8 protein-coding genes are annotated in these 17,381 nt (G+C 37.8%); 7 read left to right on the forward strand and 1 reads right to left on the reverse strand.

Annotated elements, in window-relative coordinates; translation table 11 throughout:
• A partial coding sequence (locus VLZ86_RS04700; protein WP_325449249.1) for an outer membrane beta-barrel family protein occupies positions 1 to 2,150 on the forward strand: 2,150 nt, incomplete at its 5' end.
• 792 nt (positions 2,151 to 2,942) lie between these two features.
• Here VLZ86_RS04700 and VLZ86_RS04705 read toward each other — a convergent pair.
• Complete coding sequence (locus tag VLZ86_RS04705; protein WP_325449251.1) at positions 2,943 to 3,953, reverse strand: beta-ketoacyl-ACP synthase III; 1,011 nt, start codon at positions 3,951 to 3,953, stop codon at positions 2,943 to 2,945.
• A gap of 178 nt (positions 3,954 to 4,131) precedes the next feature.
• Between VLZ86_RS04705 and VLZ86_RS04710 the strand changes: the two genes are divergently transcribed.
• The 6 genes from VLZ86_RS04710 to VLZ86_RS04735 all read left to right on the forward strand — a co-directional run bounded on the left by VLZ86_RS04710 (position 4,132) and on the right by VLZ86_RS04735 (position 17,343).
• The gene (locus tag VLZ86_RS04710) at positions 4,132 to 6,582 is read left to right on the forward strand and encodes an alpha/beta hydrolase family protein (RefSeq protein WP_325449255.1); all 2,451 of its coding nucleotides are present in this window, start codon (positions 4,132 to 4,134) and stop codon (positions 6,580 to 6,582) included.
• A gap of 177 nt (positions 6,583 to 6,759) precedes the next feature.
• Complete coding sequence (gene htpG / locus VLZ86_RS04715; protein WP_325449257.1) at positions 6,760 to 8,673, forward strand: molecular chaperone HtpG; 1,914 nt, start codon at positions 6,760 to 6,762, stop codon at positions 8,671 to 8,673.
• A 145-nt stretch (positions 8,674 to 8,818) separates the two neighbouring features.
• Entirely contained in the window at positions 8,819 to 10,474 is a 1,656-nt protein-coding gene (locus VLZ86_RS04720; RefSeq protein WP_325449259.1) for a serine hydrolase, read from the forward strand.
• A gap of 381 nt (positions 10,475 to 10,855) precedes the next feature.
• Entirely contained in the window at positions 10,856 to 14,308 is a 3,453-nt protein-coding gene (locus VLZ86_RS04725; RefSeq protein ID WP_325449261.1) for a pyruvate carboxylase, read from the forward strand.
• A 59-nt stretch (positions 14,309 to 14,367) separates the two neighbouring features.
• Complete coding sequence (locus VLZ86_RS04730) at positions 14,368 to 14,934, forward strand: hypothetical protein (protein WP_325449263.1); 567 nt, start codon at positions 14,368 to 14,370, stop codon at positions 14,932 to 14,934.
• Positions 14,935 to 15,102: 168 nt separating this feature from the next.
• Positions 15,103 to 17,343: an FUSC family protein gene (locus VLZ86_RS04735; protein ID WP_414652539.1), complete on the forward strand. Its 2,241-nt coding sequence runs from the start codon at positions 15,103 to 15,105 to the stop codon at positions 17,341 to 17,343.
• Positions 17,344 to 17,381 lie beyond the last annotated feature (38 nt).

The following is a 17,381-nucleotide window of genomic DNA, read 5'->3' on the forward strand; positions in this document are numbered from 1 at the left end:
TGAACTTAGGACGGATCCTTTTAGAAGAAAATGTTGCCGCCTTGGATGAAGTAACCGTAGTGGCAGAAGTTTCCAGCATTCAGCAAAAAGTGGACAGAAAAGTCATTACCGTGGGAAAAGATCTAACCACTTCAGGTCCTACCGCTTCAGACATTATGAATAATATTCAATCCGTAAGTGTAGATCCTCAAACTGGTAATTTGAGCTTGAGAGGAAATGATAACGTGCGTGTCATGGTGGACGGAAAACTGTCCAATGTCCCGGTGGACCAGTTATTGAAACAAATTCCATCCACATCCATTAAACAAATTGAATTGATTACAAATCCTTCTGCCAAATACAATCCTGAAGGCATGAGTGGCATCATTAATATCATCCTTCATAAGAATACTAACATTGGCTTTAATGGGAATATCAACTTAGGTTTGACCAAGGATATCCATGCCAACTTCAATAGTTCTGTCGATTTAAATTACCGAAATGGAAAGTTTAATTTTTATGGGAATTATGGCAACAATATAGGGAAACAAAGCAATTACGGCACCATCGATCGGCCTGACGATACATCCCAACAAGTGTTCGATTTTTTCGATAATAGCCAATCGCATCTTTACAAATTTGGGATTGATTTTTATGCAGATGACACTAATACCATTTCCATATTTACAAATCAAAACGCCTATGATGGGACAGGTACGGGCAATATCAATATATTAAGACCCAACACTGCGCCTCAAGGACAGAACTTCAAGAGCAGTTCTGACAATCTTTCTTCACAATACAATCTAGTTTTCAAGCACAATTTTGCCAAAGAAGGCGAAAAAATCGATTTGGAAGTAGATTATAACACCTTTGAAGAATCCGAGTCTTCTGATTTTATCAATTCAAACATTTCATTTCCTCCAAATTATATAGATTTTGTAGACACCAACCGTGAGCAAACCACCATCAATCTTGATTATGTCAACCCATTAAGTGAGAAAGAAAAATTGGAAGTTGGTTTTGAGGCACGTTTATACAATACGGATGTATATTATGATTCTACTGGAAAATCATTTGACGAAACAGGAGCGATAATTAATACCCCAAGCACAGATTTCAATTATGGCAGAGATATTTATTCAGCATATATCAGTTATGCAAAAACATTTGAAAAATGGAGCTACCAAGTTGGAGCTCGTGCCGAAACTGTTGCAGAGGATGCAGAAGCCATGGTTATTTCAGAAAGCTCAACTGAAACAAATCCTTTTAAAAATGATTATTTTCAAGTTTACCCATCTGGTTTTTTGACCTATACGCCCACTGATAAAAACGCTTATCAGTTGAGTGTGAGCAGACGTGTGGACCGGCCAAGTTTACGAAAAGTCAATCCCATAAGAGAATGGAGCAGTCCGTTGACGTCTTCTTTCGGCAATACAGCATTACAACCGCAATTTACCAATTCCATCGAAATCAATTATACTCGAAAACTGGAAAAAGGTTCCTTTACAGGAGGTGTTTTTTACCGCATAATTGAAGATGAAATTAATAGGGCAGCATTTATTGACCGTTTGGATTTGAATAAAGTTATCCTGTCCTATGATAATTTTGATAATACTTCTGCATATGGAATTGAAGTATCCAGTGCCTATAAACCTACTTCATGGTGGAATTTCAATGCCAGTTTTGATCTTTATTCACAAACCCAAAAAGGGATTACCGAAATTCTCAAAACCACTATAGGAGAACCTCCAACAGTAGATGATATCCTACTTACTGAAGTAAAAGTAGACAATATTGCCTATAGTTTTAGAATGAGCAATAATTTTAAAGTCACCAAGAAACTAACATTTTCTGCTTTTGGAATGTACAGATCAACACAGGAAGGTTTACAATTTAAAAGCAAACCCATGTACTTTGTCAATACCGGTTTAAGATATTCTCTTTTGGATGACGCGGCCACATTCAGTTTTAATTACAATGATATTTTTAATACCATGAAAGCACGTTTTGAAAGTGACACGCCTTATAAACAAATAGGACAGTTTAATTGGGAAAGCAATACGTGGTACATTGGAATTTCCTACCGTTTTGGCGGTGGAAAATACCGCGCCATACAACGAAAAAGCAGAGACAAAAACGAAACATCCGGGAGTGGAAGCTTTATGTAAGATTTGCCGAACAATAAATTTAATTGATAGTAATGCTATTTTTCTAACAATGATTCCAAGGCAACTGGTATTTAAAACCATTTTAGTGTTAATTTTTTGTTAAAATCACTGAGTTCCTTTGGAGTTTTACCTTTTATACACTTGTTTTATCTGACCTAGCAAACTGTACTTATTTTTAAATTGATTTGAATTAGCCTTCTACTTTTTGAAAAAGAAGTTCTAGGGAATTAGGTATACGATAAATCCGGAGTTTCTACTTCGGATTTATCTTTTAATATAAGAACTCATTTTTAGACTTTAAATATTATTTTTTTTCATTTCTCATTAGAGCCATATTCTTCAACGTATTAAAAATACAGACTTAAAATTGAAAGTATCGCCCTTCAAAATAGACGGGTCTGTGTTAATTGATAGTTAAAATTAGAATTTGACGAAATAAAACAGAAGTTTCTGCGTCTAATAATTAGTGATAAGTTTTAAATTTTAATCAAAGTGTTAGTTAAAGTTGATTAATAGCAGAAAACCCGAAACAGAGATGTTTCGGGTTTTTAATTCCTGCCCCTTCCTGTCGGCAGAAAGAAATGCAGGTATTATTTAGGTTCAGCGAATCTAAAATCTAATCTCTAATAGAATTGAAAACCTAACAACGATTAGATTCAAATTTGATAGCTCCAAAACTTAAAACTCATTGAAATCTAATAACGAAGATTTTATACTTCAAGTAGAACTTTCACACAAACATCTGAGAATAGCATCACTTAAATTAGAGTTTTTTGCCGATGCAGGAATTAGTTACCATTTAATAATCACACTCCCCCAGGTAAATCCACTTCCAAAAGCAGCTAATACGACAACATCACCATCTTTAATCTTACCTTTTTCCCATGCTTCCGTTAAGGCAATAGGAATAGAAGCAGCGGTTGTATTTCCATATTTTTGAATATTGTTGAACACTTGATTATCACTCAATCCAAATTTTTTCTGGATAAATTGCGAAATCCTCAAGTTAGCTTGATGCGGGATTAACATATCGATAGCCTCCTTTTCCAGATTATTTTTCGCCAAGCCTTCCATAATAACTTCACTAAACCGGACCACTGCATTTTTAAATACAAATTGTCCATTCATATGTGGAAAATAGCTTTCATCATCCGGATCATTATCTCTAAGAATATCATTCACCCAACGTTTCCCCATTCCTGGAGCTACCAAAACCAATTCTTCGGCATGTTCTCCTTGCGAATGTAAATGTGTGGAAAGAATCCCTTTAGTATTATCTTCTTCCCGTGTCAAAACCGCAGCTCCTGCCCCATCACCAAAGATGACCGACACTCCACGACCTCGTGTAGTTTTATCCAGACCGTGAGAATGTAATTCACTACCAATCACCAAAATATTCTTATACATTCCCGTTTTGATATATTGATCGGCAATTGAAATGGCATAAACAAATCCCGAACATTGATTGCGAACATCCAACGCTCCCACCGTTTTAATATCTAAAGCATGTTGTACCTGTACGCCCGGACCTGGAAAATACATATCTGGGCTTAAGGTTGCAAACACAATAAAATCAATATCATCCTTATCTATTCCTGCTCGTTCAATGGCGACTTTGGCGGCTTTTATGCCCATTCCAGAAGTTGTATCTTCAGAGTTTTCAATTGCCCAACGGCGTTCCTTAATACCTGTGCGTTCTTGGATCCATTCGTCATTAGTATCCATCATTTTAGACAGATCGTCGTTAGTTACCACATTATCAGGAACGTAATACCCTAATCCAATTATTTTGGAATTATACATATGTTAATTTGTTTAGCGTTAAATTGATTTGCAATTTAAACAATATCCGCAGTATTCATAAAATTACCGATTTTAAATACCACATTCGGGTTTGCAGGCTTCATTTTAACATTTATTTGACGATCCACCATCCCTGTTTTGAGTATTTTTAGAGCTTTAACTAAAAATTCAATCCACAATGAGAGCATTATTACTAAGTATCTTCTTTTTATTGTCCCTGTTTAGCTTTGGACAAGTCAATTTAACCTATCAAAAACCTGATCCGAGCATCCTAAATCTTGCAGAAGCCCCGTTAGCACCGCGTATCAGTATGGATCGTAAGGGCGAAAACATTCTTTTTCTTTATCGAAGCAATTTTAAAACCATTGATGAGCTTTCGGAGACTGAAATGCGCCTTGGCGGATTGCGTATTAATCCGGTAACTAATATTGGGAGCAGAACGACCTATTATACCAATTTTAAAATAAGAAAAGGAAGAGAAGGCGATCCTCAAAACATTTCAGGAATGCCAGAAAATGGACGCTATGCTTATTTATCTTGGTCGCCAAACCAAAACTACGCCGCCTTCACGAATACCACTTCAAAAGGTGTCGAATTATGGTTTATCGATATCAACACAGCACAGGCTAAGAAACTAACCGAAGACAACCTCAACGCCAATATGGGAAGACCTTATACATGGTCTAAAGACAGTAACTATTTATTGGTACAAACCCTTCCTTCGTCAAAAAAGGAATTGATAGATCCAAAAAAATCTGTGCCGGAAGGTCCAACAATCTCTGTAAGTGAAGCGGGTGTAAAAGCTCAAAACAGAACCTATCAAGATTTACTTAAAAATCCAAACGACGAATATAACTTTGAACAGTTAGCATTATCTGACATTCAAAAAGTCAATTTGGATGGATCTTCTTCCAACTGGAAATCTACGGATATTTACCAAAACCTAAATTTTTCCCCTGACGGCAAATATGTCATGGTTACGACCATCAACAAACCTTTCTCTTATTTGGTGCCTTATACAAGATTTCCATCTACCACAACTATTTACGACGCCAATGGCACCTTGGTTAAGAAAGTATTGGAAGTACCGCTTATTGAAGATTTACCACAAGGTTTTATGGCAGAACGTACGGGGATGCGTAACTTAAATTGGCGTAATGACCACCCAGCAACCTTGGTGTGGACTGAAGCTTTAGACGGAGGCGACCCTGCTAAGGAAGTACCTTTTAGAGATGAAGTATTCCAGCAAAAGGCACCATTTACCGCAAAAAAACAATCCATTTTAAAAACTAAGGACCGTTTTGCTGGCATCCGTTGGGGCAATGAGACTACCGCCATTGCTTATGATAGATGGTGGAACAGCAGAAATACAAGAACCTATTTATTCGACCCATCCAATGCGAATAAGGCTCCAAAGGTGCTATCGGATAGAAATTATCAAGATGTCTATAGCGATCCTGGAAGCTTCGTAACGACTTTGAATGCTTATGACGAATCGGTTTTGGATCTTAATGATGGAAAAGCCTATCTCATTGGTGATGGTTTTAGTGCGGAAGGGCAATTTCCTTTTATAGACGAAATGAATCTTAAATCGCTAAAAACAAATCGTCTTTACCAATCGAAGTTGACCGATAAAGTTGAGAACATTATCTCCGCTTTAGATGCCAAGGCAGGAGAATTGGTGGTTCAGATTGAATCTAAAAACGAATATCCAAACTATTATATCAGAAACATCAAAAAGAAAATCGGTTTACAACCTTTGACCCAATTTGAGAATCCATTCAAGAGTTTGCAAGACGTCCATAAAGAAGTTATCACCTACAAACGTGATGATGGATTGCCATTGACCGGAACCTTATATTTACCAACAGATTATAAAGAAGGTGAAAAATATCCGATGATCATGTGGGCATATCCGCGTGAGTATAAAGACAAAAACAGCGCCGCTCAAAACACTTCAAACTCCAATGAATTCACCTATCCATCTTACGGTTCGCCATTATTCTGGGTGGCCAGAGGTTATGTGGTATTGGATGATGCAGCGTTCCCAATTGTAGGAGAAGGCGATGAACAACCTAATGATTCATTTGTCAAACAATTGGTAGGCAATGCCAAAGCGGCCATTGATGCCGTTGATGCCATGGGTTATATTGATCGTGATCGTGTGGCGGTTGGCGGCCATTCTTACGGGGCATTTATGACGGCAAACTTGTTATCGCATTCCAACTTATTTGCTGCAGGTATTGCCAGAAGTGGTGCTTATAATAGAACCTTGACACCTTTTGGGTTTCAAAGTGAAGAACGCAATTATTGGGAAGCGCCAGATGTTTATAACACTATGTCTCCTTTCATGAATGCGCACACCATGAAAACCCCTTTATTATTGATTCATGGTGAAGCCGATAACAATTCCGGTACTTACCCAATGCAAAGCGAACGTTATTTCAACGCACTAAAAGGCTTGGGCGCACCAGTACGATTGGTGATGTTACCTAACGAAAGCCATGGGTATAGCGCCAAGGAATCTGTTATGCACATGTTATGGGAACAAGACCAATGGTTGGAAACCTATGTGAAAAATAAAAAGAAAGACAATCCAATCAAAGCGACGGAAAGTATTAAAAATTAAAATATACAATCATTTTTTAAATGCCATTCTATCTTCAGAATGGCTTTTTTTATGCCATCTTGTCACAAATGTAGGATTGGCATTTTTGTTGACTAATACTATGAAACAAACTAATGTTCAAACGGTTTCCCTCCCGATGGCTATCGGAATTTCGAGGGAACATTTAATAAATTAAATATGACAAAAGGGAATATTAATGTTTCGGTAGAGAACATCTTTCCACTGATTAAGAAGTTCTTATACAGTGATCACGAAATATTTTTACGTGAGTTAATCAGTAACGCTACAGATGCCACTTTAAAACTAAAGCACCTAACCAATATTGGTGAGGCACAAGTAGAATATGGCAATCCAAAAATCGAAGTCAAAATCGATAAGGAAGGCAAAAAACTCCACATCATTGACCAAGGTATTGGTATGACTGCTGAAGAAGTTGAAAAATACATTAACCAAATCGCTTTTTCAGGAGCCGAAGAGTTCTTGGACAAATATAAAGATGCTGGAAAAGATTCGGGCATCATTGGCCATTTCGGTTTAGGTTTCTATTCTGCTTTTATGGTGGCAGAGAAAGTTGAAATCGTTACCAAATCTTATAAAGAGGATACAGAAGGTGCACGTTGGACTTGTGATGGTTCTCCAGAATTCACTTTAGAACCAGATGCCAAAACAGAACGTGGTACTGAAATCATCCTTCATATTGCAGAGGATTCTCTTGAATTTTTAGAAGAATCCAAAATCCGTGAGCTATTGACCAAGTACAATAAGTTCATGCCTATTCCAATCAAATTTGGAACTAAGGAAATCAATGATCCAGATCACAAACCTGAGACCAAAAAAGATAAAGACGGCAAAGAAACTAAGGAGCCTCAAAAGAAAATTACGGTTGATAATATCATCAACAATCCTAATCCTGCGTGGACCAAACAGCCTACAGAATTAGAAGACAAGGATTACAACTCTTTTTACAGAGAATTGTACCCAATGCAATTTGAGGAACCGTTATTTCATATCCATTTAAATGTAGATTATCCGTTCAATTTGACAGGAATTTTATATTTCCCAAAAATGACGGGCGACTTAAATATCCAAAAGGATAAAATCCAGTTGTACCAAAATCAGGTATTTGTAACGGACAATGTTGAAGGTATCGTTCCTGAATTCTTGACCATGTTGAGAGGGGTAATCGACTCTCCAGACATTCCATTGAACGTTTCACGTAGTTATTTGCAAGCGGATGGTGCTGTTAAGAAAATCTCTTCCTACATCACCCGTAAAGTGGCAGATAAGTTGAAATCATTATTCAATGAGAATCGTGAGGATTTCGAGAAAAAATGGAACGACATTAAGATTGTCATTGAATACGGAATGCTTTCAGAAGACAAGTTCTATGAAAAAGCTGATGCATTTGCTCTTTATCCAACAGTTGACGGAAAATATTTCACGTATCAGGAATTGTTCGATAAAATTAAGGACAATCAAACAGATAAAGATGGAAAATTGGTCATCTTATATGCATCCAATGAAGATGCGCAACACAGTTACACGGAAGCGGCAAAAGCCAAAGGGTATGAAGTGTTGTTATTGGATTCACCAATTGTGAGCCATTTGATGCAAAAAATGGAATCTACCAAAGAGAACATTACTTTCTCACGTGTGGATGCTGATCATATTGATAATTTGATCAAGAAAGACGATACCAAGATTTCAAAACTATCTGAGGACGAGCAAAAAGAATTGGAAACCATTTTGAAAGAAGCAATTCCATCAGAAAAGTTCATGGTTCAATTGGAAGCTATGGATAGTGATGCGTCACCATTCATTATCACCCAACCTGAGTTTATGCGTCGTATGAAAGAGATGCAAGCAACTGGTGGTGGCGGTATGTTTGGAATGGGCAATATGCCAGAAATGTACAATCTTGTAGTCAATACCAACTCAGAATTGGTAGGTGAAATTTTAAGCACCAAAACCAAGAAAAAACAAGAACGATTGATTTCTCAAAGTTTAGATTTAGCGCGTCTGTCTCAAGGCTTGTTAAAAGGAAAAGAACTGAGTGATTTTATCAAGCGTTCTTATGAGATGATAAAATAAGAATTAAGAGCACTTCGCTTTTAGAATTAAGTATTAAGATCAAAACCATCCCGTCAAAAGCGGGATGGTTTTTTTATTGTAACCAAACACGTAGTTAATCGTCATTATAATATCTCAAAGATATATCCACAAAAAATCGATTATTATGATAACAAAACAAATCCTTAAAGCATTTTTCGTCCTCGCAATTACGCTAATCAGCATTTCCTCAGCGATCGCTCAAGATTTCAAAACCGAGGTAGATGCCTATCTCAAATCCGAATATCCTGCTAATGGTCCAGGTGTTTCTTTTTTAGTTTCCAAAAACGGTAAAACTATTTATCAAGAAGCGTTTGGAATGGCAAATTTGGAATTGAATGTTTCTATGACCCCAAATAATGTGTTCGAAATTGGATCTATGACCAAACAATTTACCGCGGTTTCCATTTTAATACTGACCGAACAGGGCAAACTCAACCTTGAAGATGACATTACCAAGTATATTCCCGATTATCCAACACAAGGAAAAAAAATCACCATTCGTCATTTATTAAATCATACTTCAGGGATTAAGAGTTACACAGGAATGCCAAATTTTAAAACGCGTGCTAAGACAGATATGTCTCCGAAGGAATTGATTGACGTTTTCAAAAATGAACCTATGGATTTTGCGCCAGGAGACCAATACAAATACAATAACTCTGGGTATGTTTTGTTGGGTTATATCATCGAAATTATTTCTGGTGACACCTATGCCAATTTTCTAGAAAACAATATTTTTAAACCACTTGGAATGAATGCCACACACTCGGGCAGCAAGAAAGAGATTGTCATAAACCGCGCTTCGGGATATTCTGAAATTGAAAACGGCTTCGAAAATGCCGATTATTTAAGTTTGACAATTCCTTACGCGGCAGGTTCCATCATGTCTACCACTGGCGATTTACTTAAGTGGCAGAATGCGCTCAGCAATCATACACTAATCAAAAGTGATAGCTATGAAATGGCAATTCACGGAAGCACATTAAATGATGGTACACATATTCCATATGGATTCGGATTGGAAGAGGGAAATATCAATGGCACGCCCAGCATTCACCATGGCGGTGGCATATTCGGATATACCTCCATGGGAATCTATCTTCCTCATGAAAATATTTTCGTTACAGGACTTACCAATTGCGATTGTAAGAGCATTTCAACAATTACAGCTAAAATTGCATCCATTGTTATTGGAAAACCATTTCCAGATAAAAAAGATGCCATAAAACTCTCTGATGGCCAGCTTAAGAAGTGGATTGGCACTTATAAATTCGAAAATGATGTCATCCGATTTATAACCCTTGAAAACGACCAACTCTATAGTCAACGTGAAGGCAGACCAAAATATGAACTTTATCCATTAACGCCATCACATTACATTTTTGAGGACGGAACACAATCCTACACATTTTCCGATAACAATGGTGTTAAGGAGATCAATTTTATAACGGATGGCAATTCCTATCCCGGAATTATCACAGACCGATTACCACCTACCGCTAAAGTAGAATCAACCTTACCACCTGAGGCTTTAGCACAGTACGTAGGAAAATATGAACTGGCACCCACTATGGTTTTGGAAATTACCACCAAGGAAAGCAAAATTTATGGTCAACTCACAGGACAACCCTCTTTTGAAATGTTTGCAGAAAAACCAGATGTCTTTTTCCTGAAAGTTGTTGACGCACAATTGGTGTTCAATAGAAAAGGAAATGACCAGATTACAGATTTAATTTTATTTCAAAATGGGAGAGAAATCCCAGGTAAAAAAATTGAATGATCATCTTGATCTAGTTCAATCAAAATTAAAACCACTTCATTTGAGGTGGTTTTTCATTTCTCAGAATTAAAAAATCTACGTTTTTTACTAAATATCGTTTTGAAGTACACCACACACATCTCCTCGAAACGCAGACAATAATAAGCTCAGGCTCAATCCACTTCAAAATTTAATTACCTACTATTTTTCAGTCCACTTTTTGTTTTTGTATAATTTAAAAATTATCTTCGAAGCAATCGTAGGATTCGGTGGACGAAAAGCTCAGTTCCAACAAACAACAACTTTCCCTAAAAGCTGTTTTTGGACAGAATATTAAACAGCTCTACTTCTAGAAGTCTACATCCAAAAAGAATCCACTTATCACCATATACTATCTCAAAAATGAAAATAAAAAAGGTACTTATTGCCAACAGAGGAGAAATTGCCATTCGCGTGATGCGCGCTTGTACAGAATTGAACATTGCTACCGTGGCAGTTTACACCTATGAAGACCGCTATTCACAACATCGTAATAAAGCGGATGAATCCTATCAAATTGGTGAAGATAATCAGCCTCTAAAACCCTATTTGGATATGGATGAGATCATCACTTTGGCAAAGTCCAAAAACGTTGATGCCATTCACCCTGGTTACGGTTTTCTCTCTGAAAATTCAGAATTTGCCCGAAAATGTGCAAAAAACGGCATTATTTTCATCGGACCAACACCCGAAGTCATGGATGCTTTGGGCGATAAGATTACCGCAAAGAAAATTGCCGTAAAATGTAAGGTGCCAATTATTGAAAGCAATAAAAAGAAATTGATCTCCTTAAAAGTTGCCTTATCAGAAGCAAAAAGCATAGGTTATCCATTAATGCTGAAGGCTGCTTCCGGTGGTGGTGGACGCGGGATGCGCATCATCAGAAAAGATGAAGATCTGGAACAGAATTTTGATTCTGCTCGAAATGAAGCGGAAAACGCTTTTGGTGATGACACCATGTTTCTCGAGAAATACGTGGAAGATCCAAAACATATTGAAGTACAGATTGTAGCGGATAATCATGGTAATATTCGCCATTTGTTTGAGCGTGATTGTTCTGTACAACGCCGCCATCAAAAAGTGGTGGAGATTGCGCCTTCCCATAACGTTTCTGAAAAAGTCAAACAAGAACTTTATAAATATGCTGTAGACATTGCTACGGAGGTGAATTATAATAATATTGGAACGGTCGAGTTTTTAGTCGACAGAGACGATAATGTTTTTTTTATTGAAGTCAATCCCCGTATTCAGGTAGAACATACCGTTACGGAAATGGTGACGGGAATCGATTTGGTAAAAACCCAGATTTTTATTGCTGGAGGCTATAAATTATCAGACCAACAAATCAAGATTTATGAACAAGAATCTCTAAAGACCTACGGTTTTGCTTTGCAGTGCCGATTGACCACAGAAGATCCTGGGAATAATTTCACACCAGATTATGGCACGATAACCACTTATAGAAGTGCATCAGGAATGGGAATCCGTTTGGATGCTGGAAGTATTTACCAAGGCTACAGCGTGAGTCCGTTTTTTGATTCGATGCTAGTCAAAGTTTCTGCCCATGGTAGAACTTTAGATGGTGCCGTTCGTAAAATGGTGCGTGCCTTAAAGGAATTCAGGATAAGGGGCGTCAACACCAACATTCACTTTCTACAAAATGTAATCCTACATGACACCTTTAAAGAAGGACAAGTAACGGTTAATTTTATCCAAAACACCCCTTCCCTATTCCAGATTAAATTACCACAGGACAGAACTACCAAAGTCACGCAGTTTTTGGCTGAAATAATTGTCAACGGTAATCCTGATGTAAACCATAAAGATGACAGCAAAGTCTTTAGAAATCCAAAAGTTCCAAAATTTAATCTAGCCGCTCCCCATCCTAAAGGAACAAAGGATATGCTTACGGAAATGGGACCTGAGAAGTTTTGTGAATGGCTCAAAAACGATACTAAAATCCACTATACAGATACGACCATGCGCGATGCACACCAATCGCTGCTCGCTACCCGCATGCGGACTTTTGATATGATGAAAGTGGCAGAAAGTTTTGCAAAAAATCATCCCAACACTTTTAGTATGGAAGTTTGGGGAGGTGCTACTTTTGACGTCTGCCTCCGCTTCTTGCATGAAAGTCCTTGGACACGGTTACGCGAATTGCGTAAAGTCGTTCCCAATATTTTATTTCAAATGTTACTTCGTGGCAGTAATGGCGTAGGTTATAAAGCTTACCCAGATAATCTCATTGAAAAATTTGTTGAAAAATCTTGGGAAAATGGGGTCGATATTTTCAGAATCTTTGATTCCCTTAACTGGGTCAAAGCCATGGAACCAAGCATCAATTATGTGAGAAATAAAACTGGAGGGATCGCCGAAGCTGCCATCAGCTATACCGGAAATATTTTAGATGTCAACGAAACCAAATACACGCTTAAATACTATACCCAATTAGCTAAAGACCTTGAAAATGCCGGGGCACATATGATTGCCATCAAAGATATGGCGGGGTTATTAAAACCTTATGCCGCAACGGAATTGGTGGGCGCACTAAAAGACACGGTCAAACTGCCCATCCATTTGCATACGCACGACACTTCATCTTTACAAACCGCAACGTATCTTAAAGCCATCGAGGCTGGCGTAGATGTGGTTGATGTGGCTTTGGGTGGCTTGTCGGGATTGACTTCACAACCCAACTTTAACGGTATTGTGGAGATGATGAAAGGTCAACCAAGGGCACACGACTTTGACATGAATACCTTAAACCAGTTTTCAAACTTTTGGGAAGATACGCGTGAACTCTATTATCCATTTGAATCAGGATTAAAAGCCGGAACAGCCGAAGTCTTTCAACACGAGATTCCTGGAGGTCAGTATTCCAATTTACGACCACAGGCGATTGCTTTGGGTTTGGGAGATCGGTTTGATGAGGTCAAAAAGATGTACGCCAAGGTGAATGCCATGTTTGGCAACTTGATTAAAGTAACCCCAAGTTCCAAAGTGGTTGGAGATATGGCGATTTTCATGGTCACCAATAATCTGACCCCAGAAGATGTGATGGAACGTGGCGGAGAAATTTCTTTTCCTGAATCTGTCATCAATTTCTTTAAAGGCGATTTAGGCCAACCTACCGGTGGCTTTCCAAAGAAATTACAAAAAATAATTTTACGAAATCACAAGCCCTATACCGATAGACCAAATGCACATTTAGAACCTATAAATTTTGATGTGGAATATGATGCTTTCAAGAAAAAATTCCAAAAAGGATTTACCAGGGCTATTGAAATTGAAGATTTCCTATCCTATACCTTATATCCGAAAGTCTTTGAGCAGGCCCACGAGAATTATAAACTGTACGGCAATTTAAGTCTAGTGCCCACCAAGAATTTCTTCTTTGGCATGAAGCAACGTGAAGAGATCTTAATCGAACTCGAACCTGGAAAAACAATCATTGTCAGATTACTTTCTGTAGGAGTTCCTAATGAGGAAGGTGTCAGAATTGTGTTTTTCAAGGTGAATGGCGAAAACCGCTTGGTAGAAGTTTTGGATAGGTCACTCAACATCAAAAAAGAAAGCCATGAGAAGATTGATCCAGCAGATACCACTCAAATTGGAGCGCCCTTACAAGGTTCTTTATATAAAGTCTTGGTAAAACGTGGGCAAAAAGTCAAAGAAAATGATCCATTGTTCATCATAGAAGCGATGAAAATGGAAACCACAGTTACGGCGTTCAAAGCCGGAAAAGTAAAATCCATCACCATTAAAGAAGGCACGATGGTAATGCAGGATGATTTGATTTTGACGGTGGAATAATTTTGAATTTGAAATTTAATTGGATTGCCAACTTAAAATTAAATACATATCTTGGAAGCATGAAAAAATTACTCTTTATTTTATTGGCAGTACCGCTCCAGATGTTGGCGCAGGAGGTGCCTGGATCTGTTCAATTTTGGGACACCCTTAAAACTCATTGCGGAAAATCTTACGAAGGTGAAATTATAGCTGGAGGAAAAGAAGGCGATGGTTTTACAGGAAAAAAACTAGTCATGCATGTACGTAGTTGTGAGGATAATGTAATCCGAATTCCCTTTTTTGTGGGCGACGACAAATCGCGTACTTGGGTATTGACCATGGGGGACGATAATTTAATTCTCCTAAAACACGACCATAGAAAAACTGATGGTTCTGATGATGACGTCACCCAATACGGCGGCCTGAGTCCAAATACAGGACGGGCTGATATTCAATTTTTTCCAGCAGATCAATTTACCGCAAATCTATTGGCTCATGCTGCGAATAACGTGTGGTGGATGACGGTGGATGACGGTTCTTTTACCTATAATCTGCGCAGAATAGGTACAGACAGATTGTTTTCTGTAAAATTTGATCTCACCAAGGAAGTAGAATCACCAGGTGCACCATGGGGAAGCACGGATTAATTTAATTACTTAGAATTAATATCTAAAAAGATAAATATTTAAAACCACTTCCGACCAAGAAGTGGTTTTTTATTTGCTATAGTTCCAAAACCAATAACCTTAAAATAACCTCATCAGTGAATTAGAGCAAATCAATTAGTTTACCTTTGCGTGGAATCAAACAAACCATTGAAAGCACTTCTCACCACCATAGAAATTTTTATCAAAGGTTCCCATTTTTACCGAGGTCTAAGACTGACCTTTGCTGTGGTAACACCTTTGATTGTGCTCTATTTTATGGGCTATTTTGAGTTTGCTCCCGCCATTGTTATGGGTGCTTTTTTAAATGCCCCTGGAGACATCCCTGGAAGTTTAAAACGTAAAGTCAATGCCATTTTAATTAGCACTGGTCTAACTATGCTGATTACTGCCACAATTCTATTTTGTAAGCCTTACTTCCCACTTGTAATTATAGCGTTAGCCGTTTTTTCCTTTTTTGTTTCCTTTATTTCCGTTTATGGATTTAGGGCCTCTATGGTATCTCTTTCAGGGTTGTTATCCATGGTATTGGCTTTTGCGGTCCAAAAAGAAACACCCTTCGACATTTTATCTCATGTACTACTGATTGGCTGTGGTGGTCTTTGGTATTTGGTCATTTCCTATTTATTCAGGAAACTAGCTCCAAAAAAAGATGAAATCCAGTTTTTATCTGACAGCTTGACCCTTATTGGAGCGTATTTAAAATTAAGAGCACGGTTGTTAACCAAAAGGACAGAACGACAAGCACTCATTCAGCAAGCTTTTGTCCTGCAGAGCCAGATCAATGAAAAACACGAAACTTTAAGGGAACTACTTCTTTTGGAACGCAAACGTTCCGGACGTTCCCATTATGATGAAAAACATCTTTTGATCTTTATTTCTTCAGTTAATATTTTTGAGATCATTGAAGCCAAACACTTAGATTACAATGACATAGATCGATTATTTAGCGATAGAAAACATCTCAATGCTTCCAAAAAACTCAATAAAGTCATGGGCAACCACTTGATGACTTTATCTGAATTACTGATTCAAAATGACAAAATTCCAGATAACGACGGTTTAATAAACGCGTTGTCAAAAGCCAAAGAGGCAATTTCTAAATATGTTGAGGACATCCAATTACCAAAGGCTCGTGAAGGGGCATTGGTACTGCGAAATCTATATGATTACCAAGAAAACATCTTCGATGAAATCAGCGCTATCCGGCGTGTCATGGCAAATGTTGAGGATGCCTCAAAAGTGTCCTTAAAACGCCAAAATACCAGTCAGTTTTTAACGCTTCAAGAATATCGCTTGAATGTTATTTTTCAAAATTTCAGTTGGAATTCAACCCTGTTCAGGCATGCCCTGCGCTTTACCGTGGCGATTATATTCGCCTTTACTTTGGGAACTCTTTTGGATATCAGAAATACCTATTGGATCCTGCTGACCATTATTGTGATTATGCGCCCCAACTATGGCTTGACCAAAGAGCGCTCAAAAGACAGAATTATTGGGACACTAATTGGTGCCGCCATCGCAATTGGGATAGTATTACTGACTCAAAATGTCATCATTTATGCCACATTAGCAATCATTTCCTTGACCTTGGCTTTTTCATTGATCCAACAAAATTTTAAATCGGCAGCAGCCCTGATTACCATCAATATCATATTTGTGTATTCACTTATCAATCCTGATGCGTTTCAGGTGATCCAATACCGAGTGATTGACACCATTATTGGTGCGGGGATTGCCGTTATTGCCAATTACACATTATGGCCAAGTTGGGAAGCCTCGAATTTAAAAAATGTACTTGTGGATGCTTTGAAAAAGAACAGAAACTATCTTTTAGCCACCCAAGAATTATATTATGACAAAACTAAAAATGAACTCACCTATAAATTAGCTCGAAAGGAAGCGTTTTTGGCCATAAGTAATTTGAACGCCGCCTTCCAAAGAATGACTCAAGATCCAAAATCCAAACAAAAGGAATTCCAACTGATCTACGGCATAGTGACCTTGAATCAAACCATGGTGTCCGCTATTGCGTCCATTGGCAGTTTTATCATCAACCATCAAACGACGCCGGCTTCCAAAGAGTTTGATGCCATCGTTAGGAGAATAGCCAATACGCTCGAAGTTTCCTGCTCAATTTTAGATAATGTCCAGGCCGATTTTGAAACTGTCACTATCGATATTGAAGAAGCTCAAGAAAAGCTAATGGAAACTTACCACCGCTTATCCAGAATGCGTGATGAAAACATCCAAAAAGGTTTTACAGAATTAGACAGAGAAAGTCTACATAACCTCCAAGAAGCCTATTTGATTGCCAATCAACTGATTTGGTTAAAGACGCTATCAGACAATCTTAGAAAAGCAACTTTAAAATATCATGAGGTTCTTTAAAAGTTATCATTCAATTAATCATTCTGATTGGATTCTCA

The sequence above is a fragment of the Gelidibacter sp. genome (genome assembly GCF_035515035.1).
In the GTDB taxonomy this organism is placed as follows: domain Bacteria; phylum Bacteroidota; class Bacteroidia; order Flavobacteriales; family Flavobacteriaceae; genus Gelidibacter.